Origin of the sequence: Nonomuraea sp. NPDC049649, from assembly GCF_040675175.1 — a bacterium.
Taxonomy (GTDB): Bacteria; Actinomycetota; Actinomycetes; order Streptosporangiales; family Streptosporangiaceae; genus Nonomuraea.
On sequence record NZ_JBFAOH010000028.1, the window covers coordinates 52,318 to 75,978 of the forward strand.

The 23,661-nt window shown below is 71.5% G+C and carries 24 protein-coding genes; 15 read left to right on the top strand and 9 right to left on the bottom strand.

Annotated elements, in window-relative coordinates; all coding sequences use genetic code 11:
• The first annotated feature begins 78 nt into the window (after window positions 1–78).
• From AB0J42_RS27810 to AB0J42_RS27820, 3 genes are all read left to right on the top strand, one after another.
• The gene (locus tag AB0J42_RS27810; protein ID WP_364299431.1) at window positions 79–1,287 is read left to right on the top strand and encodes an MFS transporter; all 1,209 of its coding nucleotides are present in this window, start codon (window positions 79–81) and stop codon (window positions 1,285–1,287) included.
• Window positions 1,288–1,377: 90 nt separating this feature from the next.
• Complete coding sequence (locus AB0J42_RS27815) at window positions 1,378–2,928, top strand: MFS transporter (RefSeq protein WP_364299433.1); 1,551 nt, start codon at window positions 1,378–1,380, stop codon at window positions 2,926–2,928.
• 7 nt (window positions 2,929–2,935) lie between these two features.
• Complete coding sequence (locus tag AB0J42_RS27820; protein ID WP_364299435.1) at window positions 2,936–3,535, top strand: TetR/AcrR family transcriptional regulator; 600 nt, start codon at window positions 2,936–2,938, stop codon at window positions 3,533–3,535.
• Window positions 3,536–3,624: 89 nt separating this feature from the next.
• On the opposite strand, the gene AB0J42_RS27825 is transcribed toward AB0J42_RS27820, so the two are convergent.
• On the bottom strand, window positions 3,625–3,921 hold the full coding sequence (locus AB0J42_RS27825) for a hypothetical protein (RefSeq protein ID WP_364299437.1): 297 nt from the start codon (window positions 3,919–3,921) through the stop codon (window positions 3,625–3,627).
• Between the two features lie 165 nt (window positions 3,922–4,086).
• Here AB0J42_RS27825 and AB0J42_RS27830 point away from each other — a divergent pair, with 165 nt between their 5' ends.
• On the top strand, window positions 4,087–5,184 hold the full coding sequence (locus AB0J42_RS27830) for an XRE family transcriptional regulator (RefSeq protein ID WP_364299439.1): 1,098 nt from the start codon (window positions 4,087–4,089) through the stop codon (window positions 5,182–5,184).
• The gene (locus tag AB0J42_RS27835; protein ID WP_364299441.1) at window positions 5,181–5,705 is read left to right on the top strand and encodes a hypothetical protein; all 525 of its coding nucleotides are present in this window, start codon (window positions 5,181–5,183) and stop codon (window positions 5,703–5,705) included. Before AB0J42_RS27830 ends, AB0J42_RS27835 begins: the two co-directional genes overlap by 4 nt.
• Before the next feature lie 131 nt (window positions 5,706–5,836).
• On the opposite strand, the gene AB0J42_RS27840 is transcribed toward AB0J42_RS27835, so the two are convergent.
• Both AB0J42_RS27840 and AB0J42_RS27845 read right to left on the bottom strand, forming a co-directional pair.
• Window positions 5,837–7,606: an NAD+ synthase gene (locus AB0J42_RS27840; protein WP_364299443.1), complete on the bottom strand. Its 1,770-nt coding sequence runs from the start codon at window positions 7,604–7,606 to the stop codon at window positions 5,837–5,839.
• Window positions 7,607–7,663: 57 nt separating this feature from the next.
• A complete protein-coding gene (locus tag AB0J42_RS27845; RefSeq protein WP_364299445.1) occupies window positions 7,664–8,860 on the bottom strand; it encodes an MFS transporter in 1,197 nt (398 codons plus the stop codon).
• Between the two features lie 58 nt (window positions 8,861–8,918).
• On the opposite strand from AB0J42_RS27845, the gene AB0J42_RS27850 reads away from it, so the two are divergent.
• The gene (locus AB0J42_RS27850; RefSeq protein ID WP_364299447.1) at window positions 8,919–9,893 is read left to right on the top strand and encodes a DUF5937 family protein; all 975 of its coding nucleotides are present in this window, start codon (window positions 8,919–8,921) and stop codon (window positions 9,891–9,893) included.
• On the opposite strand, the gene AB0J42_RS27855 is transcribed toward AB0J42_RS27850, so the two are convergent.
• Window positions 9,884–10,819, bottom strand: coding sequence for a terpene synthase family protein (locus tag AB0J42_RS27855; protein WP_364299449.1), 936 nt, complete (start codon window positions 10,817–10,819; stop codon window positions 9,884–9,886). The genes AB0J42_RS27850 and AB0J42_RS27855 overlap by 10 nt on opposite strands.
• A gap of 53 nt (window positions 10,820–10,872) precedes the next feature.
• Window positions 10,873–11,418 (bottom strand): hypothetical protein, encoded by a 546-nt coding sequence (locus AB0J42_RS27860; protein WP_364299451.1) that lies wholly within the window; start codon window positions 11,416–11,418, stop codon window positions 10,873–10,875.
• A 153-nt stretch (window positions 11,419–11,571) separates the two neighbouring features.
• Between AB0J42_RS27860 and AB0J42_RS27865 the strand changes: the two genes are divergently transcribed.
• The 4 genes from AB0J42_RS27865 (at window position 11,572) to AB0J42_RS27880 (ending at window position 15,256) form a co-directional block, all read left to right on the top strand.
• On the top strand, window positions 11,572–12,933 hold the full coding sequence (locus AB0J42_RS27865; protein WP_364299453.1) for a glutamine synthetase family protein: 1,362 nt from the start codon (window positions 11,572–11,574) through the stop codon (window positions 12,931–12,933).
• Window positions 12,934–13,029: 96 nt separating this feature from the next.
• Entirely contained in the window at window positions 13,030–14,007 is a 978-nt protein-coding gene (locus AB0J42_RS27870) for a hypothetical protein (protein ID WP_364299455.1), read from the top strand.
• Complete coding sequence (locus AB0J42_RS27875) at window positions 14,004–14,264, top strand: hypothetical protein (protein WP_364299457.1); 261 nt, start codon at window positions 14,004–14,006, stop codon at window positions 14,262–14,264. The genes AB0J42_RS27870 and AB0J42_RS27875 overlap by 4 nt, the downstream gene beginning before the upstream one ends.
• A 275-nt stretch (window positions 14,265–14,539) precedes the next feature.
• Window positions 14,540–15,256 (top strand): hypothetical protein, encoded by a 717-nt coding sequence (locus tag AB0J42_RS27880; RefSeq protein WP_364299459.1) that lies wholly within the window; start codon window positions 14,540–14,542, stop codon window positions 15,254–15,256.
• On the opposite strand, the gene AB0J42_RS27885 is transcribed toward AB0J42_RS27880, so the two are convergent.
• The gene (locus tag AB0J42_RS27885; RefSeq protein WP_364299461.1) at window positions 15,243–16,091 is read right to left on the bottom strand and encodes an alpha/beta hydrolase; all 849 of its coding nucleotides are present in this window, start codon (window positions 16,089–16,091) and stop codon (window positions 15,243–15,245) included. The two genes, AB0J42_RS27880 and AB0J42_RS27885, sit on opposite strands and share 14 nt — an antisense overlap.
• Window positions 16,092–16,132: 41 nt before the next feature.
• Between AB0J42_RS27885 and AB0J42_RS27890 the strand changes: the two genes are divergently transcribed.
• The 4 genes from AB0J42_RS27890 (at window position 16,133) to AB0J42_RS27905 (ending at window position 21,537) form a co-directional block, all read left to right on the top strand.
• A complete protein-coding gene (locus AB0J42_RS27890) occupies window positions 16,133–16,822 on the top strand; it encodes a type 1 glutamine amidotransferase (protein WP_364299463.1) in 690 nt (229 codons plus the stop codon).
• Between the two features lie 74 nt (window positions 16,823–16,896).
• The gene (locus AB0J42_RS27895) at window positions 16,897–19,836 is read left to right on the top strand and encodes a bifunctional [glutamine synthetase] adenylyltransferase/[glutamine synthetase]-adenylyl-L-tyrosine phosphorylase (protein ID WP_364299465.1); all 2,940 of its coding nucleotides are present in this window, start codon (window positions 16,897–16,899) and stop codon (window positions 19,834–19,836) included.
• Between the two features lie 40 nt (window positions 19,837–19,876).
• Window positions 19,877–20,881, top strand: coding sequence for a hypothetical protein (locus AB0J42_RS27900; protein ID WP_364299467.1), 1,005 nt, complete (start codon window positions 19,877–19,879; stop codon window positions 20,879–20,881).
• A gap of 107 nt (window positions 20,882–20,988) precedes the next feature.
• Window positions 20,989–21,537, top strand: coding sequence for an NUDIX domain-containing protein (locus AB0J42_RS27905; RefSeq protein ID WP_364299469.1), 549 nt, complete (start codon window positions 20,989–20,991; stop codon window positions 21,535–21,537).
• Window positions 21,538–21,556: 19 nt separating this feature from the next.
• On the opposite strand, the gene AB0J42_RS27910 is transcribed toward AB0J42_RS27905, so the two are convergent.
• Entirely contained in the window at window positions 21,557–21,943 is a 387-nt protein-coding gene (locus AB0J42_RS27910) for a type II toxin-antitoxin system VapC family toxin (protein ID WP_364299471.1), read from the bottom strand.
• Window positions 21,940–22,218 (bottom strand): hypothetical protein, encoded by a 279-nt coding sequence (locus AB0J42_RS27915; RefSeq protein WP_364299473.1) that lies wholly within the window; start codon window positions 22,216–22,218, stop codon window positions 21,940–21,942. Before AB0J42_RS27915 ends, AB0J42_RS27910 begins: the two co-directional genes overlap by 4 nt.
• Window positions 22,219–22,543: 325 nt before the next feature.
• On the opposite strand from AB0J42_RS27915, the gene AB0J42_RS27920 reads away from it, so the two are divergent.
• On the top strand, window positions 22,544–23,329 hold the full coding sequence (locus AB0J42_RS27920) for a hypothetical protein (protein ID WP_364299475.1): 786 nt from the start codon (window positions 22,544–22,546) through the stop codon (window positions 23,327–23,329).
• A 151-nt stretch (window positions 23,330–23,480) separates the two neighbouring features.
• On the opposite strand, the gene AB0J42_RS27925 is transcribed toward AB0J42_RS27920, so the two are convergent.
• On the bottom strand, window positions 23,481–23,661 hold a 181-nt coding region (locus tag AB0J42_RS27925; RefSeq protein WP_364299477.1), incomplete at its 5' end, for a DUF397 domain-containing protein.

Here is a 23,661-nt window from a genome sequence, read left to right on the forward strand (position 1 = left end):
CGATGCGCCCGCGGCGAAAACCTGTCGCGGAACTGTCGGTGCTTCCTGGAAGAATGGGCCCGGAGGTAAGCAATCACAATGGCTATCGAACCTTACCGGCGGCTGTTCCGGCTGCCGGGTGTGGGCGTGCTGCTCGTGGTGGGGCTGCTCGCCCGGGTGCCCGCGACGGCGATGGGCATGTCGCTGACGCTGCACGTCGTGGAGACGCTCAAGCTCGGCTACCTGCCGGCGGGGGTCGTCACGGCGGCGAGCACGGCGGGCATGGCCGTCGGCTCGCCGCTGGCCGGGAGGTTCGTGGACCGTTACGGGCTGCGCCCGGTCCTCGCCGTGACCACGGCCGCGCAGGCGTTGTTCTGGTCGTGCGCGTGGGCGCTGCCGTTCCCGGTGCTGATCGGCGCGGCGGCGCTGGCCGGGCTGCTCGCGCTGCCGGTGTTCGGGGTGATCCGCCAGTGCCTGGCCGCGATGGTGCCGCTGGAGCAGCGGCGCACCGCGTACTCGTTCGACTCGATGTTCGTCGAGGTTTCCTACATGACCGGGCCCGCGCTCGCGGTGGCGGGCATCACGCTGCTGGGCAGCGCGCCGACGATGGGCGCCATCGCGGCCGGCACCACCGCCGCCGGGCTCGGGCTGCTGGTGCTCAACCCGCCCACCAGGTCGGCGGCCGAGCTGGCCGAGCCGCAGGTCGTGGTCCCACGGCGGGCCTGGCTCAACCCCCGGACGGTGGCGCTGCTCGGCACCGTCTCCGCCGCCACGTTCGTGCTCACCGCGACCGAGCTGGCCGTGGTCGGCACCATGAACGGCAGCGGCCACACGCAGTGGATCGGCCTGGCGGTCGGCATCTGGTGCTTCTACTCGCTGGCGGGCGGGTTCCTGTACGGGATGCTGTCGCGCGGGTTCTCGCCGCTGGCGCTGATCGCCGCGATGGGGTTGCTGACCGTGCCGGTGGCGCTGGTCTCCGGCGGCTGGTGGTGGCTGGTGCTGGCGCTGCTGCCGTCCGGGCTGCTCTGCGCGCCCGCGCTCTCGTCCACCGTCGAGACCCTCACCCGCTGGGTGCCGGCGGGCGCGCGCGGCGAGGCGATGGGCCTGCACGGCACCGCGCTGCTGATCGGCGGCGCGATCTCCGCGCCGATCGCCGGCAAGGTCATCGACCTGTACGGGCCGTCCTGGGCGTTCGTGGCGGCCGGTGCGGCGGGGGTGGTGATGGTGCTGGTGGCGCTGCCGTTCTGGCGTCGTGACGCGCAGGCCGCGCCGGAGCCCGGGAAGGTGCCGGAAGGGCTCTCTGCCTGAGCCGATACGAAACGATACCGTTGCGTATCGAAACATGATGCGATACGTTCGCGTAGCGAAACTCGAACGTATCGAAATTAAGGTGTGCTCATGGACGAGAACGCGGGACATCCACGCCGGTGGGCGATCCTCGGCGTGCTGGTGTTCAGCCTGCTCGCGGTCGTGCTCGACAACACGATCCTCAACGTGGCGATGAAGACGATCGCCGACCCGGTCGCCGGGCTGGGCGCCACCCAGAGCGAGCTGGAATGGGCGATCAACTCCTACACGCTGGTCTTCGCCGGCCTGCTGTTCACCTTCGGCGTGATCGGCGACCGCACCGGCCGCAAGCGCATGCTCTTCATCGGCATGGTGCTGTTCGGCCTGTCGTCCCTGGCCAGCGCCTACGCCCAGGACCCCGCCCAGCTCATCCTGGCACGGGCGGCGATGGGCATCGGCGGCGCGGCGATCATGCCGGCCACGCTCGCCATCATCTCCAACGTCTTCCCGGCACGGGAGCGCGGGAAGGCGATCGGAGTGTGGGCGGCGGGCGTCGGCCTGGCCATCGCCATCGGCCCCATCACCGGCGGGCTGCTCCTGGAGCACTTCTGGTGGGGGTCTGTCTTCCTGATCAACGTGCCGATCGTGCTCGTCAGCATGGCGCTGATCGGGCCCATCGTGCCCGAGTCGCGCGACCCCAAGCCGTCGCGGCTCGACCCGGTGGGCGTGGTGCTGTCGATCGTCGGCCTGGTCTCCCTCGTCTACGGCATCATCCGCGGCGGCGAGCTGGCCAGCGTCACCGCCCCCGAGGTGGTCCTGCCGGTGATCGCCGGCGCGGCGGTGCTGGCCGCGTTCGTCTGGTGGGAGCGGCGTATCGACCACCCGGCCTTCGACGTGCGCTACTTCGGCGACGTCCGGTTCACCTCGGCCATCGCCACGATCGGCATCGTCTTCTTCGCGATGATGGGCGGGATGTTCTTCCTCACCTTCTACCTGCAGGCGGCGCTGGGGTTCAGCCCGGTGCAGGCGGGGGCGCTCACACTGCCGATCGCGGTCGCGCAGCTCATCTTCGCGCCGCTCAGCCAGCGGGTGAACCAGCGGTTCGGGGCCAAGCTGTCGGCCACCGTCAGCCTCCTGGTGCTGGCCGCGGTCCTGCTCGGCTACACGTTCTTCGGCCTGCACACCCCGATCCCGGTGATGCTGGCCATGTTCTTCGTCCAGGGCGTCGCGATGGCCAACATCATGCCGCCCGCCACCACCGCCATCATGGAGGCGCTGCCCCGCGAGAAGGCCGGGGTCGGCTCCGCCATGAGCAACACCGTCCGCCAGGTCGCCGGCGCGCTCGGCGTCGCCGTGCTCGGCTCGGTCCTGTCGTCCAGCTACCGCAGCCAGATCGCGCCCGCCCTGGAAGGGCTGCCCGCGCACGTCCAGCACGCCGGCGGCGAATCCATCATGGCGACGGCCGAGGTGGCGCGCTCCCTCGGCGAGCGCGGCGCGCCGCTCATGGACCTGGCCAACGACGCCTTCGTGCACGGCATGCACGTCACCGCGCTGTCCGCGGCCGTCATCGCCCTCTTCGGCGCCGGCGTCGTCGCCCGCTGGATGCCCGGCAAGCCACGCCCCCTCCCGCAGCCGGACCAGCAGAAACCAGCGGTAGTCTGAGATCGCAATGACCACCCAGCCCCAGGCCCGCGCGGGCCGTCCTCGCAGTGAGAAGGCCGAGAAGGCGATCATCGAGGCCACCCTCGACCTGATCGCCGAAGGCCTGGGCGTCGCCGAGCTGACCATCGAGGCGATCGCGGCCCGCGCCGGTGTGGGCAAGACCACGATCTACCGGCGCTGGGCCAACAAGGAAGACCTGGTCGTCGACGCGCTGGCCACCATGCGCGAGCCGCTCCCGCCGCTGGCGGGCGAGTCGGTCCGCGACGACCTCATCGCCCTGCTCGACGTCGTACGCCGCGAGGTCGGCCACCGCCGGGCCCGCTGCGTGATCAACGTCGCGATGAGCGAGGCCGACAGCCCCAAGAGCGTCGGCAAGCGCTTCTTCAAGCAGGCGATGGAGCCGCGGCTGACGGCCATCAGGCGGGTGCTCAGCCGCGGCCGCGCCAACGGCGAGCTCGACCCCGACCTTGACATCGACATGGGCCTGGCGCTCCTGTCGGGCGCCCTGATCTGGTTCGGCAGGTGGGGCCCCGAAGGCGACCTGCCGGAAGACCTGGCCGAGCGCATCGTCGACCACGCCCTGGAAGGCATCGCCCGCCGCGCCTAGGCCCCTCGTTCAGCCGTAAGAAGCGGTGACCAGCACCACCGTGTCCGGCGGCACCCCCGCCGCCTCGGCGGCCTTGCGCAGTTCGTCGCTCACGTAGCCCAAGTCCTCGAAGCGCTCCGCCGTGACGAACACGCCTCGAGATGGATCACGTACTTCTTGAGCTCGACGTAGGAGTTCTCCCACTGATGACCCATGGCGCTGTCCTCGCCGACGACCTGGCCGATGGCGTGCAACTCCGCGAGCGCGTCCGGGTCCACCCGCGAGATGTCGGGCGCGAAGAGGAAATGCAGCGCGGCCCACCCCAGGCCGACGACCACCACGACCGTCGTCAACAAGGCCACGATCGGGGTCGGCAGGCCCCGGTGGCGTTTCCCTTCGGCTGACAAGATGCGGTCTCCGTCCCTCTGGATGCGGGGATCAGGCTGCCGGGCGACGCATCCGACGATCAAGCGTTTCCCGGATCCGCGACGGCTTCGCCACCTCGCGGAGCTCCGGAGTCGTTTCCGGCGAATGCAGTAGCGCTTGACCAGGGAATGTGCGAATATCCCACTGTGGCTGATGTGGAGGACTGGGCGGAACTCGGCGAGCGCGTTCGCGAGGCCCGCCTGGCGCACGGTCTCACCCAGGCGAGCTTCGCATCCCAGGTGGGGCTGGAACGCACCGCCCTCGTACGGATCGAGGCCGGTCAGCGGCAGGTCTCGGCCCTCGAACTCATGAGGATCGCGGAGCTGCTGGAACTTCCGGTCGCCCACTTCGTCAGCCGGCCTCCCACAGCCGTCACCTCACGCAGGCAGTCCCTGGCCGAGGACGCCGACGCCACCTCGCGTCAGCGCTTTCTCCTCGACGCCGACCTGGAGACCTTCGCCCGCGACACCGGCTGGCTCGTCGACAGGGAACTCCTCATCCCGCCCCCGCCGCCCTCCACACCGTCCGTCGACGACGAGTCCGGAGCGCGCGCACTCGCTCATCAGGTACGAAAGACCGCCGGCCTGAAGTCCGACCCGATTCCGTCGATGGCCGAGCTGGCCGAGAAGCTCGGCCTGTACATCCGGGTGGTCGACCGTGACGCCGACGGCGCCTCGCTCCTCCTGGACGGATACGGGGTTGCTGTGGTCGGCGGCCAGGCGCCACCGGGCCGCCGCAGATTCACCGCCGCGCACGAACTCGGACACCACCTGCTCCAGGACGCTTACCACAGCGACGTCGGCGTCGCGGCCAGCCTGGACGAACGCGAGAAGCTCATCGACGCCTTCGCGGCCGAACTCCTGCTACCCGGCGACGCCGTACGCCGCAGGTGGGCGGAGTCTCCCGACGAGTCTCCCCGGACAAAGCTGATCTTCCTGTCCGGCGTCTACCGCGTGTCCTGGTCGGTAACCGTGGCGACGGCCTCCCACCTCGGCCTGATCGACACGGCCGAGCGGCAGCGACTACGCCCCGCCACCCCGGTACGCGGAGACTTCCTCGCGGTCCTCGGGCGTGAGCCCGGCACCGACCTGGAGATCGGCGAGACGGGGCCCGGCTGGCGCAAGGCCGTCCTCGCGGCGTGGAAACAGGGCAGGCTCACCGCCGCACGAGTCGGCGAGCTGCTGCGGGAACGGCTGACCCGGGAAGACCTGCCACCACGCGAGACGGAGCCCCTCGCGCCATGACCGATGCGGACCCCGTCATACTCGCCTGGGACTCCTCGGCCCTCCACCACGCCGCCCTGGCCGACAGGCTCGATGTGCTCGGATCAATTGTCCGCCCCTGGCGCAACGTCACCACCGCGGCGGTGCGCGAAGAACTGGCGGGCAACGGCCTGACCATCGACTTCGAGCAGTGGCTGGAAACCGTCCATGTCGACGGCCTGAACGAACTCGTGTCACTGGCGAAATGGGTCCAGGCCTTCTCCTGTCAGAAACACAATCGCGGGGAAGCGACCGTGCTCGCGTGGGCCGAGACTCATGGCGCTGTCGCGATCATCGATGACCGCGATGCCAGGATGGCGGCCCGATGCGAAGGGCTGGAGGTGCACGGAACCCTCTGGGTGGTGGCCAGAGGGGTGCAGTGCGGGACGCTCGATCGGGCGGCCGCCGCGGGGTTCGTGGATGCGCTCTTGATGACGGGTGCCCGTTATCCCTGCGGCCCGGGTCAGTTCGTCACCTGGGCCGGGAAGCAGGGTCTCTTCTGAGCCGGCGGGAACGGGGGAGCGCGAGGGGGCGGAGCCCTCTCGCCGGGGTTCGGGGCGCAGCCCCGATCGGACACAGCCCGAGCTGTGTCGCGCGGCGCGCGTCTCCCCGGCGAGGACCTTGGGTGAAGGGGTCAGGGGGTTTCGCGCCAGCGGTTGGTTATGGGGAGGCGGCGGTCGCGGCCGAAGTTCTTGGGGGTGATCTTGGGGCCCGGGGGGTACTGGCGGCGTTTGTACTCGGCCAGGTCGACCAGGCGGATGACCCGGGAGACCAGGTCGGGGTCATGCCCGGCGGCGATGAGTTCGCGGGAGCCCATGTCCTTCTCGACATAGTCGTCCAGCAGCCGGTCCAGGATCTCGTACGGCGGCAGGGAGTCGGTGTCGCGCTGGTCGGGGCGGAGTTCGGCGCTGGGCTCCTTGGTGATGGAGTTCGGCGGGATCGGCTCGTCGGCCTGGAGCAGGAACGACGGGTCGGTGTGGGTGTTGCGCCACCGGGCGAGCTCCCACACCATGAGCTTCGGCACGTCCTTGATGGGCGCGAACCCGCCCGCCGAGTCGCCGTAGAGGGTGGAGTAGCCGGTGGCCAGTTCGCTCTTGTTGCCGGTGGTGAGCACCAGGTGGCCGTGCTGGTTGGACAGGCCCATGAGGATCATGCCGCGTACCCGGGCCTGGAGGTTCTCGGCGGCCAGGCCCGACAGGTCGATCTCCTTCTCGAAGGAGTTCACGATCTCCGCGATGGGCACCACCTGCGCCCGCAGGCCCTGCCGCTGGACCAGGTCCTGGGCGTCGGTGAGCGAGTGCTCGGAGGAGTAGCGGGAGGGCATCAGCACCACGTGGACCCGCGACGGGCCGACGGCGTCGGCGGCGATGGTGGCGGTGAGCGCCGAGTCGATGCCGCCCGACAGCCCCAGGATCACGGACTGGAACCCGTTCTTGGTCACGTAGTCGCGCACCGCCAGCACCAGCGCCGAGTAGACCTCGGCGGCGGTGTCGAGCGGCGGGGCCACGCTCGGGGGCTCGATTTCGTACGGGGGGACCGGGTCCTGCGACAGCACGGTGCGGTCCACGGTGATGGTGGTCCCGTCGCAGGCGTCGTACGGGAAGGACCCGGGCTCGGCGGACGAGACCGGCAGGTCGAGGTCGCAGACCAGCAGCTCCTCCCGGAACCGGGCGGCCCGCGCGACCAGCTCGCCGCGCGCGTCCACCACCAGCGAGTCGCCGTCGAAGACCAGCTCGTCCTGCCCGCCGACCTGGTTGACGTAGACGAGCGCGCTGCCGGCCTCGCGCGCCCGGCGCGCGCAGAGCTCCAGGCGGATGTCGTCCTTCTCCTTCTCGTACGGGGACGCGTTCGGCACGACGAGCAGGCCCGCTCCCGCCTGGCCGACCACGGCCACCGGTCCGCCGTCCTGCCAGAGGTCCTCGCAGACGGCGATGGCCACGTCCACCCCGTGCAGCCGGAAGATCGGCAGCCGGTCGCCGCGGACGAAGTAGCGGTACTCGTCGAAGACGCCGTAGTTCGGCAGGTGGTGCTTGGCGGTGCGGGCCACCACGCGGCCCCGGTGGAGCAGCGCGGCGGCGTCGAGCGGCGCGCCCTTGGGCTGGCCGACCCGGGGCGCGAGCCCGGCCCGGTCGACGTAGCCGACGACCACCGGGAGCTCGCCCAGGCCCTCGCGGTCGAGCCGGAGCGCCGCCTCCTCGATCGCGGCGATGCTGGCGTCCACGAAGGAGGTGCGCAGCACGAGGTCCTCGACCGGGTAGCCGGTGAGGAACATCTCGGGGAACACCGCCAGGTGGGCGCCGCGGCCGGCGGCCTGGCGGGCCCACGCCACGAGCTTGTCGGCGTTGCCGGGCAGGTCGCCTACGGTGGGGTTCGTCTGAGCCAGGGCGATACGCAGGTGTGCCACGATCCCAAGCCTAGTACGGCGTGATATTTCCCCATTGAGCATGGGAGATGCCCCGGCTCAGCGCCGCCGGATCGCCGGGCCCAGCGCGAGCATGCCCGCCGCCGAGGCCAGCCCGATCCCGCCCACCGTGAACCAGAGCGCCCGCTGCCCCGCCGTCTCCAGCAGGACGCTGCCCAGCAGCGGAGCCAGCATCCCGGCCGCCGACCAGGCGAACCCGAACAGCCCGGCGTACCGGCCGCGCAGGTGGGCCGGGGCGAGCGCGGTCAGGATCGTCCCGGCGATGCCCGCGGTGACGATCTCGCCCGCGGTCCACACCGCGACGGTCGCGGCCAGCATCGTGGGGCTGGTGACGAAGGCCGTCAGCGCGAACCCCACCCCCATGATCGCCAGCCCGGTCGCCAGCGTCCTGGCCGCGTCCCGCCGTCCCAGCCAGCCGGACACGAGCGGCTGCACGATCACGATGAGCACCCCGTTCAGCGCCATCGCCGTGCCGAACTGGCCGGTGGTCAGCCCGGCCCGCTCGGTCATCGCCATCGGCAGGGTGGTGAAGGTCTGCGAGTACACCAGCGCGTTGCCCAGCACGACCAGCGTGAAGGCGACCATCAGCCGGTCGCGCAGCACCACGCCGAACCCGCCCGCCTCCGGCTTCCCCCGCGGCCGGGTCTCCGGCACCGCCCGCCACACCAGCGCCGCGAAAATCACGCAGCTCACCGCGTCCAGCCAGAACAGCAGCAGAAAGTCCTGCTCCGCCAGCCACCCGCCCGCCGTCATGCCGATCGAGTAGCCCAGGTTGATCGCCCAGAACAGCAGCCCGAACGCCCGCGGCCGGTTCTCCGGCGAGACCAGGTCGGCCACCAGCGCGTTCGAGGCCGGCCGGTAGGCGTCCACGACCAGGCCGAGCAGGAGCATCGAGGCCAGGATCGCGGGCAGCGTCGTGCTGTAGCCGAGCGCGAGCAGCGCCGCCGCCGTGGCCACCATGCCGCCGGCCAGCGTGGCCCGGCGCCCGATCCGGTCGGCCAGCACCCCGGCGAGCAGCTGCGACAGCAGCGACCCCGCGCCGAAGACCGCCATCACCAGGCCCGCCGCGGCCAGCGACAGGCCGCGCGCCTGGGTCAGGAACACACCGGTGAAGGGCATCACCATCGTGCCCAGCCGGTTCACCAGCGTGCCGCCCCACAGGGCCCAGAAGGGCCGGGGCAGCCCGCCGAACGTGGCACGCAGGAAAGACGGTTCAGGAGGAGCTGTGGTGGTCACCCGGCAAGGTTCCGGTACCGCGAACGGCGGCGCGAACGATTTAGGGCAGACTAAAAGCATGACTGTGAGGTGGGTGCTGAAGCCGGAGGACGTGGCCGGGATCCGATTCGCCTTCTCGCCGCTGTGGGAGCTGGTCGCCAGCCTGCGCACGCTCCATGACCCGGCCCGGCAGGCACTCCACCTGCCCTGGCTCACCTGCGTACGGCCCCGCCTGGAGGGGCTCGACCTGGCCGAGCTGCTGGCGCTCGTACCCCCGAGCGGCTACCTCGCCGACTTCCTCACCCCGCCGCCCGACACGCCCATGCCCGACTTCGCCGCCGAGCTGGACCGGGTCCGGAGCACCCCGCCCGAACGGGCGCTGCACGAGGCCCGCCTGGTCCGCAGCGCCGACCCGGCCGCGCTGGCCCGGTTCACCGCCGACCCGGCGGGCGGCGTCCACCGGGTCGCCGACGCGATCGAGGCCTACTGGGAGGCGTGCTTCGCCGAGTTCTGGCCGCGCGTCTACGCGCTGCTCGAACGCGACGTGCTGCGCCGCTCCCGGCAGCTCGCCACGGGCGGCGCCCGCGAGCTGTTCGCCGCGCTCGACCCGGCCGTCACCTGGACCGGCGCCGAACTGGTCGTCGACCGGCCCTGGTGCAACGGCCCCGGCACCGGCCTGGACGGCGACGGGCTGGTGCTGGTGCCCAGCGCCTTCTACTGGCCGTCCGTCGCCGTCATGTGCGCCCCGTACCAGCCGATGCTCGTCTACCCGGTGCTCGGCGTCGGCACGCTCTGGGAGCAGGGCCCGCCGCCCGCGCCCGGCGCGCTCGCCGCGCTCATCGGCCGCAGCCGGGCCGCGATCCTGCTCGCGCTGGCCGAGCCGAGCACCACCACGGCGCTGGCCGGCCGCATGGCGCTGACGCCCGGCGCGGTCAGCCAGCACCTGTCCGTGCTCAGCGGCAGCGGCCTGGCCGTCGGCATGCGGCTCGGCAAACAGGTCGTCTACCGGCGCACCGCCACCGGCGACGCGCTCGCCGGCGCCGCTCACGCGTAACGGGACGACTCCAGCAACCAGTCGAGGTGCGCCCGCGGCGCGGCGAGATAGGCGCAGGCCACCTTGCTCACGTCCCGCGCGGTGCCCGGCGGCAGGTCGTCCAGCGGCAGCCGCCGCGCCGCCCGCCCCATGTCACGGCAGCGCTCGGTGATCCGGTCGAGCACCCACCCGATCGCGTCCCGCTCGCCCAAGCCCAGCTCCCGCATGGCGATCACGACGAGGTTGTGCCCGTCGCCGCGCTCCTTGGGCCGCGAGGCCACGTCGTTGCACCAGGCGGTGATGTCGCTGCACGAGTTCACCAGCTCCTGCCAGGGCTCCGACCGGTGCACCCAGGCCGGCACCTCCACCCGCAGGCACGGCTCCACCAGGTCGTACAGGTAGGGGCCGACCGTGCCCCGGCGCAGCATCGGGTAGTCGGCCAGCGTCGGGGTCTCGCCCGCCGCCCTGTTGTCCGCCTCGGTGTGGCAGGCGTGGTGCTGGCGCTGCAGGTTGACCGCGAACCGGCGGCGCCAGTGGTCGCTCATCCGCGCGCTCGTCACCCGCCACAGATCGGCGAAGGCGGCCTCCAGCGGATGCTCGCCGGCGCCCTCCAGCACCCCCTGGAACACCTCCAGCGGGCACGGCCCCTCGTCCAGCTCGTCGTCCAGGTGGAACAGCCACGTCAGCCACTGCGCGAACAGCGCCGCCGCGGCCGCGTCGAACCCCGCGAACGCCCGCCCCGCCATCCGGTGGAAGCCGACGCCCGGGTCCGCGCGCAGCCCCGTCCGGCGCGCCCAGTCGATCACCGCCGCCTCGATCGCGTACACCGCGGGATGCATCCGGCACGGCGCGGCCATCGCCGGCACCCGCTCGATCAGCGGCAGCAGCGCGGTGGCGGCCCGGCTGCCCCGGCGGGGCAGCGGCAGCAGCGGCTTCCAGTGCAACACGGAACGGAGCGCGGACCGTACGGAAGCCATCACGGTCGTGCTCACCGCGGTGTTCACAGGGGCCCGAAGAGCCAGTTGCCGGGCGCCTCGGGGTCCTCGCCCGTGTAGTAGTCGCGGGCGGCCCGGACCAGCTCGTCGACCGTCAGCACGCCCCTGCCGGTGGTGTCCAGCCGGTCGAAGGCCGCGGTCGCGGCGTCGTAGCCGGTGCCGAACGCGGCCAGCAGCGTGCGGAACTCCTGCGGGCCCGCGAAGCCGTCGGCGCCGCGGTCGCACAGGTTCGCCACCGCCACCGCCGCCGGATGGAAGACAGGCTCGTACCGGTCTCCTTTGACGAACGCGGCGATCATGCCGAGCCGGAAGTCCTCACGGGACACGTCGACGTCCTCGTCGCGGCCGAGCGCGGCCGACAGCTCCGCCCAGATCCGGTCGAAACCGTCGACGAGGGCGCTACCGGTCACCGAGGTGGGCGACTCCCCGAATCCGATCAGGATCCGGGCCCCCAGGCCCAGCAGGTCCTCGCGGTCCACGACGCCCCTGCCGGCCGCGTCGATGTGGTCGAAGGCCCGATCGAGCTTCTGATTGAGCAGGTCGATAGCCACCAATGCCTCCCCCGAGACTGACTGCGTGATCACATTAAGACCGGGCGGGGCCTTTGTCAGTGAGGCACGCACCGGTGCCGCTCGTAACCTGTGCGAAACACGGGCACGGCATGCTGATATGAGACCCGTACTGTTCTTGGCCGAGGGGAAGCCGTGGACCGCCAGCAGGAGTTCGTGCTCCGCACGCTCGAGGAACGCGACATCCGGTTCATCCGGCTCTGGTTCACCGACGTGCTCGGTTTCCTCAAGTCCGTCGCGATAGCGCCCGCCGAGCTGGAGGGGGCGTTCGCGGAGGGGATGGGCTTCGACGGCTCCGCCATCGAGGGCTTCGCCCGGGTGTACGAGTCCGACATGCTCGCCAAGCCCGACCCGTCGACGTTCCAGATCCTGCCCTGGCGGAGCGAGACGCCCGGCGCGGCGCGGATATTCTGCGACATCCTCATGCCCGACGGCTCGCCGTCGCACGCCGACCCGCGCTGGGTGCTCAAGCGCGCCCTGGCCCGGTGCGCCGACATGGGCTTCACCTTCTACACCCACCCGGAGATCGAGTTCTTCCTGCTGAAGAACCGCCCGGAGCCGGGGGTGCGGCCGGAGCCGATCGACTCCGGCGGCTACTTCGACCACACGCCGCACAACGCCGGCCACGACTTCCGCCGCCAGGCGATCATGATGCTGGAGTCGATGGGCATCTCGGTGGAGTACAGCCACCACGAGGGCGCCCCCGGCCAGCAGGAGATCGACCTGCGCTACGCCGACGCCCTCACCACGGCCGACAACATCATGACCTTCCGCCTGGTCATGAAGGAGGTCGCGCTGGAGCAGGGCATCTGGGCCTCGTTCATGCCCAAGCCGTTCACCGAGCACCCCGGCTCCGGCATGCACACCCACATGTCGCTGTTCGAGGGCGACCGCAACGCCTTCCACGAGCCCGGCGCCGAATACCAGCTCTCCAAGGTGGGCCGTTCGTTCATAGCGGGCCTGCTGCGCCACGCCGCCGAGATCACCGCCATCACCAACCAGTGGGTCAACTCGTACAAGCGGCTGTGGGGCGGCGCCGAGGCGATCGCCGGTCAGGGCGGCGAGGCCCCCTCCTACATCTGCTGGGGCCACAACAACCGCTCGGCCCTGGTGCGGGTGCCCATGTACAAGCCGCACAAGGGCGGCTCGTCGCGCATCGAGTTCCGGTCGCTCGACTCGGCCTGCAACCCGTACTTGGCCTTCGCGCTCGTGCTGGCCGCCGGGCTCAAGGGCATCGAGGAGGGCTACGAGCTGCCGCCGGCCGCCGAGGACAACGTGTGGACGCTCACCAGCGCCGAGCGGCGCGCGCTGGGCATCCAGCCGCTGCCGCAGTCGCTCGACGAGGCGATCAGCGTCATGGAGCGGAGCGAGCTGGTCGCCGAGACGCTCGGCGAGCACGTCTTCGACTTCTTCCTGCGCAACAAGCGGGCGGAGTGGCGCGACTACCGCCGCACGGTCACCGAGTTCGAGCTGGGGCGTTACCTGCCCGTCCTCTGATCTTCTCCGTACGATCGAGCGCGCCGTTTGGGCGTTTTGCCCGCTTTCCCGGGTAGGTCGTTCAGGCAGGCGACCTGCGGGGGGAGGAGCACGGCCATGGCCGATGACATGCCGGAGACCGTCGGCGAACACCCCGACCTGCTCTACACGAGGCAGGAGCGGGACGACACCTCCGACCCGGACGTCCTGCTGGACATCCCGGCCGTCCAGGTCGACCGGATCAAACTCGACGTGGAGGACCTGCGGGCGCGGGTCTCGCTGGAGGCCGAGGTGCTCGACCTGCTCCGGCTGCACGTCGGCGTGGACGCCGTCCTCGGCAGGGTGGAGCTGGAGATCGAGGGCGTGGACGCCCAGGCCATGCTCAAAGTACGCCTCAACAACGTCGCCGAGATCATCAGCGACGTCCTCAGCACCATCGACCGCAACCCCGAACTGATCACCCGCACCGTCGGCGAGGCGGCAGGCGCCGTCCGGGACGTCACCAAGGCGGCCCCCGAAGCCGTCCGCTCAGCCACCGAGGCGGCCCCCGAAGTCGTCCGTTCGGCCACGGACGCGGCCCCCGAGGCCGTCCGTTCGGCCACGGACGCGGCCCGCGACATCAAACTGCCGCTCACCCCCGAGACCCCACCCACCCCGACCGACGAGACACCTGCCTCACCCGAACCGAAGCAGACGCCGGAACCCGAGCCCGAGCCCGAGCCCGAGCCCGAGCCCGAATCCGAGCCCGAGTCCGAGTCCGAGCCCGAGTCCGAGCCCGGGGCTGAGGCCGAGCCGAAATTCACACCCGCCTCCCCGACGGAGCCCGAGCCTGAGCCCGCGTCAGCGTCCGCGTCGGAGCCTGTGGCCGAAGCCGAGTCCGCCCGACCTGAGGCTGAGTCACGACCCACCGGATCGAGGTCGAGGGGGCGGTCGGGGCGAGTCGCGAAGGCGGGGGCCGAAATCGCGGGCGGGTTGGAACGGGTGAATCTCAAGGCGGCTTTCCGGGATCTCAGGAAGGCGGCGAGGCTGGCGGGCGCGCGTCAGTTGTCGGAGCTGGCCCAGCGGCTTCGTCACAAGGCGACGGAGCGGTCGTGAGCGATCGCCGTCCGAGCCGCCGGCTCCGCGAGCAGGCCGACGTCCTGTTCACCGCCACCGTCAGGGCTGACCGGCTCAGGTTCGCCGAAGCACCCGAGACGGAGGTCCGGTTCGACGGCGAGCCGGGGGAGGAGTCCGGGTCCGGGAGCCGCAGGGAGCGGTTGCCCGATCGGGTCACAGCAGGTGAGGAGTACCGGAAGGTCACGATCGAGTACGTGATCGCGTCCAGGATCGCCCTTTCCGGCGAGGAGGGCTGAGACCGCCGGAACGTGAGCAACATCACTTCCATGCGGAAGTCACCTGCCCGCAACGTTTGGACCGTATCTTTTACTGATCCTGGAGTTTCCCATCCGAGAACGCGGGCACTCGCACGACCCGGCGTCCGATGGGGAAGTCCGGCCCCGGCAGATGACGTTATGTCGTGTCGTAGGCCCCAAGGACTGCCTGATCAGAAGGTCGAGTACTATCGGCCCATTCAAAAGGACATTTTGGGACATCGTCGCATTTAGTGCGCGATCAAGGAGGGTGTTGCATGACAACGGCTGCCCTGCAGACCGTACTGACCGTTCCCGAGCGCTTCCGGGGTCCCGAGCGGTCCGCCAACGGCGGGTGGCTCGCCGGCACCCTCGCCGACGCGCTGAACGGCGGGCGATCGGCGGTCGAGGTCACGCTGCGCGCCCCGACGCCCCTAGGCACCGAGCTCAAACTCGAACATGTCGCCAACTCCGTATCCCTCCACGACGGCGAGCGGACGCTCGTCCAGGCCATCCCGGTGGCCCAGGAGGTCCCGGCGCCGCCGTTCGTGAGCTTCACCGAGGCCGCGCGGGCCGAGGCCGGTTTCCCCGGCGCCCGCGGTCACGCCTTCCCCGAGTGCTTCGCCTGCGGGTTCCGCGAGCCGGGCGACGGCCTGCGGATCTTCCCCGGCCCGGTCGAGGGCCGCGAGGGCGTGGTCGCCGCGGGGTGGCGGGTGCCGTTCACGGTGGCGGAGGAGGACGGCGTGCCGCCCTCGGTCGTGGGCGCCGCGCTCGACTGCGTCACCGGCTGGGCCAACTTCCGGCCGGGCGAGTCGGCGCTGCTCGGGCGGCTGGCGGTGCGGTTCCACGGCAAGGTGACGCCGGGCGGCGTCTACTCCGTGGTGGGCCGCACGACCGGCCGCGAGGGCCGCAAGCTGTTCGGCCAGAGCGCGATCTACGAGGTCGACGGCACACTGGTGGCCGCCGCGAACGCCACCTGGATCATCCCGAAGTGAGACGTTCGGCGAGGGTCGCCACGCAGCGCTCGTCGAACAAGATCGTGTAGTGGTTGCAGTCCGGCACCACCTCGTCCTTCAGGCCCGGCAGGCGGGCCAGCCACGGGACGGTCAGGGCGTCGGGGAGCATGCCGACGTCCTGGTTCAGCAGTCCGCGCGGCGCCCGCAGCAGGTGCAGCGGCGCCTCGACGGCCTGCAGCGCCTCGCCGAGCCGCGCCGCCCCCAGCAGCACCCACCGCCCGTCTGCGGCCACCGCCTCCGGCACCGCCCGCGAGCGCAGCGCCCCGGGCGGCCCGGTCAGGTCGTAGCGCACGTACTCCTCCACCTCGGCGCTCCAGAACCCGGCGAAGGCCGGGTGCGCGCGGAAGAAGTCCAGGTACGCCTCCTCCGAGGGGAACGTCTGCCGCAGCCGGGCCAGCGCCGGGCCGAGCGAGGCGGTCATGGCCTCGTCGGGGTCCATGCCCGGCGGCAGCGGCAGCGGCAGGCCGCCGTCGATCAGCACCACCCGGGCGAACTTCCGCCGCGCCCCGGCCAGCGCGGCCACGTACCCGCCCATGGAGTGGCCGGTCAGCACCGCGTCCGGGCCGGCGCCCACGTGCTCGGCCACCCGCAGCACGTCCTCGGCGTGCCGGTCCAGCCCGTACGGTCCGGGCAGCCCGGCGCTGTGACCGCGGCCGCGCAGGTCCATCGCGACCAATGACCAGCCGTCCGGCATCCGTCGTCCGACCGCCGCCCAGGCCATCAGCGAGGCCGTGATCCCGTGCACCGCCACGATCATCCGTGGCCCGGCGCCGAACGTGGCGATCCGCAGGCCGTCGACATCCTCGATCCTCATGCCGGAATTTTAGGGACAAACCGACATTTACATTGGGTGTTATGCGCATCACCGTGATCGAACACGAGGCCGCGGCCCCGCTCGGCTATCTATCGGGCTGGCTGGGGCTGCCGTGTGACGTCGTCCGGCCGTACGAGGGAGAAGAGATCCCCGAGCGGGCGGCGGACGGGCTGATCGTGCTCGGCGGCGAGGCCGCCGCCTGGGAGGACGAGCGCTTCCCCTGGCTGCCGGCCACCCGCGCGCTGCTGCGCCGCGCCGTCGAGGACGGCACCCCCACGCTCGGCGTCTGCCTCGGCGCCCAGCTCCTGACCTCGGCCTGCGGCGGCACCGTGGAGCGGGGCGCCGCAGGGCTGGAGGCCGGCGTGTGCGAGGTCGCCGCGCTGCCCGCCGCAGCCGGCGACCCGCTGATGGCGGGCATCCGGCGCGCGCCCGCCGTCCAGTTCCACCGGGACGCGATGACGGAGCTGCCGCCGGGCGCGGTGCCGCTGCTGACCGGCGACCGCTACCCGAACCAGGCCTACCGGCTGGGCGAGGCCGCCTGGGCCGTCCAGTTCCACCCCGAGGCCACGCCGGAGATCTTCGCCTCCTGGGCCGCCGGCACCGGCCAGGAGCATCTCACCGAGCAGGTCCGCGCCGCGGCGCCCACGCTGCGGGCCACCTGGCGCCCGGTGGCCGAGGCCTTCGCGCGCGTCGTCCGCGCCTCCGCCCTCGCACCCTCCGGCGGCGCCTGACGGCGAGGGGCCCGCCCGGAAACACCGCGTATCCTAGGCCGCCGCCGGGCGGGCCCGTCTGTCACTCTGGAGGGGTGCCCAGGATCGAGTCCACCGCCGCCCGTCTCGCCCGGCTCGGATTCGCCGACGCCGCCACCGCCGCCCGCCTGGTCGAGGAGGCCGGGGTGGAGCAGGGCGACCTGCTCGACGCCCTCGCCGACGTCGCCGACCCGGACCTCGCGCTGGCCTCGCTGACCCGGCTCGCCGAGCGCGAGCCCGCCGCGCTCGACCGGCTGCGCGCCGACCCCGCGCTCAGGGAGCGGGTGCTCGCCGTGCTCGGCGTCAGCGCCGCACTCGGAGACCATCTCGTACGCCACCCCGACCGGCTCGCCACGCTGGCCCTGCCCGCGCTCGGCGACGCGAGGGCGGAGCTGCTGCGAGCTGTCGGCGCCGACCCGGGCGACCCCGAACCGCGCGCCACCGGCTCCGAGGCGGCGGTCGAGCTCCGGATCGCCTACCGCACCCGGCTCGCCCACCTGGCCGCCCGCGACCTCACCGGCCAGGCCACCTTCCAGGAGGTCACCGCCGAACTGTCCGACCTCGCCGGAGCCGCACTCGAAGCCGCCCTGGCGATCGCCCGTACCGAGGTCGAGCCCGCCGATGCCCGGCTGGCCGTGATCGGCATGGGCAAGTGCGGCGCCCGGGAGCTCAACTACATCAGCGACGTGGACGTCATCTTCGTCGCCGAGCCGCGCGAGGGCGCCGACGAGACCAAGGCGCTGCGCACCGCCACCCGGCTCGCCCAGGCGATGATGCGTGCCTGCTCGGCCGCCACCCCCGAGGGCGCGCTGTGGGAGGTGGACGCCGGGCTGCGCCCGGAGGGCCGCTCGGGGCCGCTGGTGCGCACCCTCGCCAGCCACCTGGCCTACTACCGGCGCTGGGCCAAGACGTGGGAGTTCCAGGCGCTGCTCAAGGCCCGGCCCGTCGCGGGCGACCTGGAGCTGGGGGAGCAGTACACGGCCGCGGTCAACGAGCTGGTCTGGACGTCCGCCACCCGCGACAACTTCGTCGAGGACGTCCAGGCGATGCGCCGCCGCGTGGAGGAGCACGTGCGCTCCGAGGGGGAGCGGCAGATCAAGCTGGGCCCCGGCGGGCTGCGCGACATCGAGTTCGCGGTGCAGCTGCTGCAGCTCGTGCACGGCAGGCTCGACCCGCTGCTGCGCCGCCGCGCCACGCTGCCCGCGCTGGCCGCCCTGTCACGCGGCGGGTACGTGGGGCGTGAGGACGCGCGCGGCCTGGCCGAGGCGTACACGTTCCTGCGCCAGGTGGAGCACCTGCTCCAGCTCCACCGGCTGCGCCGCACCCACACCCTGCCCGAAGACCCCGCCGACCTGCGCAGGCTGGGCCGGGCGCTGGGCATGCAGGCCGACCCGGTCGGCGAGTTCACCACCCGGTGGAAGCGGCACGCCGGCCAGGCCCGCCGCCTGCACGAGAAGCTGTTCTACCGGCCGCTGCTGCAGGCCGTGGCCCGCCTGCCGGAGAGCGAGACCCGGCTGTCGCCCGCCGCCGCCGAGGCCCGCCTGGGCGCGCTCGGCTACGTCGACCCGGAGGGCGCGCTCCGCCACATCGCCGCCCTCACCAGCGGCGTCTCCCGGCGGGCGGCGATCCAGCGGACGCTGCTGCCGGTCATGCTCGGCTGGTTCGCCGACACGCCCGACCCCGACGCGGCGCTGCTCGGCTTCCGCCAGGTGAGCGAGAAGCTCGGCACCACCCCGTGGTACCTGCGGCTGCTGCGCGACGAGACCGCCGTCGCCCGGCGCATGGCGCGGATCCTCGGCACCAGCCGGTACGCCACCCAGCTGCTCATGCACGCCCCCGAGGCAGTCGCGCTGCTCGGGAACGACGAGGACCTGGCCGTCCGCCCGGCCGAGGCGCTGCTGGGCGAGGCGTCGGCCGCCGTGTCCCGCTACGCCGACGACGCGGAGACCGCCGTGGCCGCCGTCCGGGCGCTGCGCCGCCGCGAGCTGTTCCGCATCGCCGTGGCCGACCTGTCCGGGCTGATCGACATCGAACAGGTCGGCGTCGCGCTGTCGGCGCTGAACGACGTCACCCTCCAGGCCGCGCTCGACGCCGCCGCGGGCAAGGTGTCGGCCGAGCGGCGCGGCGAGCTGCCCACCCGGCTCGCCGTCATCGCGATGGGCCGGCTCGGCGGCATGGAGTCCTCCTACGCCAGCGACGCCGACGTCATGTTCGTGCATGACCCGGCCGAAGGCGCCGACGAGCGCGACGCCACCGACGCCGCCTTCGCCGTGGCCAACGAACTGCGCCGGCTGCTCGCCCTGCCCGCGCCCGACCCGCCGCTGCTCATCGACCCCGACCTGCGGCCCGAGGGCAGGCAGGGCCCGCTGGTGCGCACCCTCGCCTCCTACCGGGCCTACTACGCCCGCTGGTCGGCGCCGTGGGAGGCGCAGGCGCTGCTGCGCGCCCGGTTCTCCGCCGGTGACCCCGGGCTGGGCGCCGCGTTCATCGCCATGATCGACGAGCTGCGGTACCCGGCCGGCGGCATCACCGACGACGCCGTACGCCACATCAGGAGACTCAAGGCCCGCATGGAAGCCGAGCGGCTGCCCCGCGGCGCCGACCCCGCCCTCCACACCAAGCTGGGCCGCGGCGGCCTGTCCGACGTGGAGTGGGTGGCGCAGCTCCTGCAGCTCCGGCACGCCGGCGAACGGCCCTCGCTCCGTACCACCCGCACGCTGGAGGCGCTGCGCGCCGCCGTCGCCGAAGGACTGCTCGACCCGGCCGACGAGACCGCGCTGGCCGCCGCCTGGCGGTGCGCCTCCGGGGTACGCGACGCGATCATGCTGGTCAAGGGACGGCCGGGCGACAGCGTCCCCGCGAGCACCCGCGAACGCCGCCACCTCGCCGGCGCCCTCGGCTACCCGCCCGACGCGTCGGAGGACTTCCTCGACGACTACCGCCGCGTCACCCGGCGCGCCCGCCGCGTCGTCGACCGCGTCTTCTACGGCGGCTGACCGTTGCGGCCGATGCGGCGCAGGGTGTATCAAGGCCCGGATGTTATCCGCTTACCTCGACCTCGCCCTCGGCCTCGTGCTGGCCTTCCTGCTGCTGTCGCTGCTCGTCAGCGGGCTCAACGAGGCCATCGTCCGGCTGCTCGCCATCCGCAGCAAGTTCCTCTGGGCCTACCTGCGCGACACGCTCGACGACGACGCGCCCAAGGGCCGCTCCTGGCTGCCGTCGGGCGCGCGTGACGTCTTCGCCGCGCTGCCGTTCGCCCGCGACCCGCGCCCCGCCCACGAGACCCGTCCCGCGCCACCCGAACCCGCCGCCGACGACGGCCTCACGCAGTCGCTGTACGAGCGCGTACGGGAGATCGACCACCCCACGCGGGGCCGCACCAGTATCGCGGACCTGCCGCCCGGCCGCTTCTCCGGAGCGGTGATGGAGCTGGCCGCGACCGAGCCCGGCGGCGTCGAAGGGCTGCTCGCCAAGCTCAAGGACGCGGGCAGCCCGCTCCACGGCCACCTCAAGGGCGTGTGGGAGACCGCCCAGCGCGACCTCGACCGGTTCCGCAAGGGCGTGGAGACCTGGTTCGACGGCGAGATGCAGCGACTGTCGCTGCTCTACAAGCGGTACGTCCGGTGGGTGGTGGCCATGCTCGCGCTGGCGGTGACGCTGCTGTTCACCGTCGACGCGCTGGAGTACGGCAAGACGCTGCTGCGCGACAACGCCTACCGCGCCACCGTCACCGCCGTCACCGGCCCCGAGGCGTACGGCGAGCTGAAGGCGCGGTGCGAGCAGGCCGACCCGGTGCCGTGCATCACCGACACGCTCAGCCAGCCCGCGCTGCTCGGCATCCTCGACAAGGCGATCATCAGCGTCTCCGTCCCCGCCGAGGGCGAGCCCGTCTTCCACTGGAACGGCGCCGCCTGGTGGGACCGCCTCACCACGCCCAGCCGCTGGCCCGGCTTCCTGCTGACGTTCGTGGCGCTGCTGTTCGGCGCCCCCTTCTGGTGGGACGTCCTGCGCCGCATCACCGGCGCCCGCTCCCGGAGTTAGGGCACGTCTTTCCAGGTCAGATGGGGGCGCGTCGGGCATGTGGGAGCTTTCCGCCAGTGTCCGGCAATCGCTTGCGGTGACCCCGGCCGACCAACTTCCATGGGGCCATGACCGTGACCCGCGGGGAGATCGTGGCCGTGCTGACACGCTATCTCGGCGCCCACCCCGACCGTGCCGCCGACGCCGCAGCCCTGGCGCAGGCGCTCGATCGCGAGCAGGACCTCGCCTCGTGCGAGACCATGCCCCTGCACGTGAGCGCGAGCGTCGCCGCCGTCGACGACGCCGGCCGCGTGCTGACGATCCACCACCCGTCGCCGGACCGCTGGCTCCTGCCCGGCGGCCACGTCGAACCCGACGACGACAGCCTCTACGCCGCGGCCCTGCGCGAACTGGAGAAGACCGGCATCCCCGCCACCCGCGCCGTCCCCGCCCCCGAACCCCACCCCGTCCCCGTCGACATCCAGGTCCTCGACATCCCCGCCGACCCCTGCACCGGCGAACCCGCCCACCTGCACGCCGACTTCTGCTTCGCCTTCCGCGCCGGCGACTTCCGGCAGGACGGCTGCTACGTCTGGCGCGACCCGTCCGACCTGCCCCGCCCCCGCCTCGCCCAGAGCATCGCCGCCATCGTCTCCCAGGCCGAGAACAAGCCGTGAGGGGTGACACGGCGGCTGATCAGCAGAGGTCGACGTTGATGTACTTGCGCGCGGCCTTGTGGATCTTCTCGTCCGTGGTGACCAGAGTGCAGTCCAGCGCCTCGGCCAGGGCGACGTAGGTGGCGTCGTAGCCGTTGAAGTTGGCCCGCAGGTCCCAGGCGCGGTCGGCGGTCAGGTCGTCGTCGTGGCGGGTGAAGGGCAGGCTCGCCTTGACCGTCCGTGCTCCCTCGGCGCGGGCCGGGCTGATCTTCCCGCCGAGGAGCAGGCCGTGCACGGCGTTGCGGAACTCGTAGTCGAGCAGGTGGGGGATGTGGAGCCGGTTCCCGGCGACATGTGCGAGCAGTGGGTCTGACGGGGAGGCTCCGGCCAGGGCCTCGACGAGTGCCGAACTGTCGATGACGATCACGATTCGCGGATCTTCCGCACCTCGGCGACGACGTCATCACGGCTCGCGCCGCCGCCGAGCGACCGGAGAGCTTCCAGCCGTTGCCTGATCATGTCCGGGGTCTGAATGGCGGAGGTGATCGCCTGGTGACACCGCGGGCCGTCGCTGAGGAGTTGGCTCCGCAACCGGCGCGCCACCGCCTCGGCGACGAAACCGGAGACACTGCCGGGGAGCTTTCTGAGCTCGGCAACCTGGTCGCTCGGCAAGGTCACCGTGATGCGTGTGGTATCCGCCATACGGCAAGCATGCCGGGGTGAGCGCGTGACACCGGGTGGAAACCGCCGAACCAACGGCGAACCTTTGAGACCGGCGGCTCCGCGCCTCTGCCACCAGCGATGGCACGTCTACGCAATAACAACACCATGATCACAACGGTCTGCAACTGCCGCACCAGTCGCAGATCCTGAACCATCCCTCAATTCACGGCCTAAAGTGAGGTTTGGGATGCCCTTTTCATGAAAGCGCCCTGTTTTGGCACGGTTGCGTGATTCAAAATTACGGTGCGGTAACACTTCGGGTGGAGGGGTCGGGCTCCGATGTAGCTCACCACAATATGGCCGCATGAAGGTTCATCTTAAGAAGCCTCAGCGATGGGTCGCCTTCATCGTAGCCGCCCTGGCTGCAGTCATTAGTGCAGCGGCTTGCAACAAGATCTTCGGCGAAAGCGAACTGTCCCACTGGTGGCTCATTCCAGCAATCGGATCCTCGCTGCTCGTGGTCGTTTTTGGCTACTTCCTGGCGACTGCTATTCCCGCGACTGAAGCCTCTGCCGGCAACTTGCGTGCTGGAACCATGTCCGTTTCGGTAGGGGCCGCTGCGGTCTTGGCCTTCGGGGCTGCCTCCGTAGCTCTGTACATGCTGGATGAACCTCCTGGCGCTGCAGTCACTACTGCCCTTGACCAGAAACCCAGCACCTCTGCCAGCACTGTTCCCAGTAACGAGAAAGGGCTCGGGCGGGGCGACACGATTGGTGAAGGCAACGTAGTGGGTGAGGGCAACGTGGTCGGCCAAGGCAACGTGACAGGCGATGGCAACGTGATCGGCCAAGGCAACGTCTACAACAATACCGATAGCAACCCGCACCCGATCTGTACGAAAGGGTCCATATGCCTCTGGCCTGGTAAGGGCTTCAAGGGAGACGTGTGGATGTGGACTCCTGGGAAGGATAAGGATGGCCCCATCCCGAAACATCTGCAAAATCGAATTGGTTCGTTCGAGGCTCAGGCGACAGGGTGTTTCGTAGACAGTGATACGAATGAAAAGCGTCAAATAGGTCTGGCCGACTGGAGCGGTAGGTATATTGAAAAATTTGGCATGCAGGCCGATACTCTCAAGGCGCGCTGCTGATCGCGTCAGCAGGTCGTCTGCGGCGATGCGCAAAGCCCCTGGTCGGTGGAGCCGGGGGCTTTGCTGCACGCAGGCCACTTCGATCAAGCGGAAGTACAAGCTCGCCTGAGTTCGGGTGTCGGCCCTCGGTGGGTGCCGAGGAGCCGTTGCATTAGAAGTCGAAGATGCCGTTCTTCGCGCCGGCGACGAACTTGTCCCAGACGGCCCGGCGAAGAACCCAGGGCTCGGCGTCCGGCTGCTCGGTGTCACGCAGGGCGACACGGCCGTCGGACAGGTGCTTGGCTTCCAGGCATTCGCCTCCCTGGCCGCTCGATGCGGTGACCCAGCCTGTA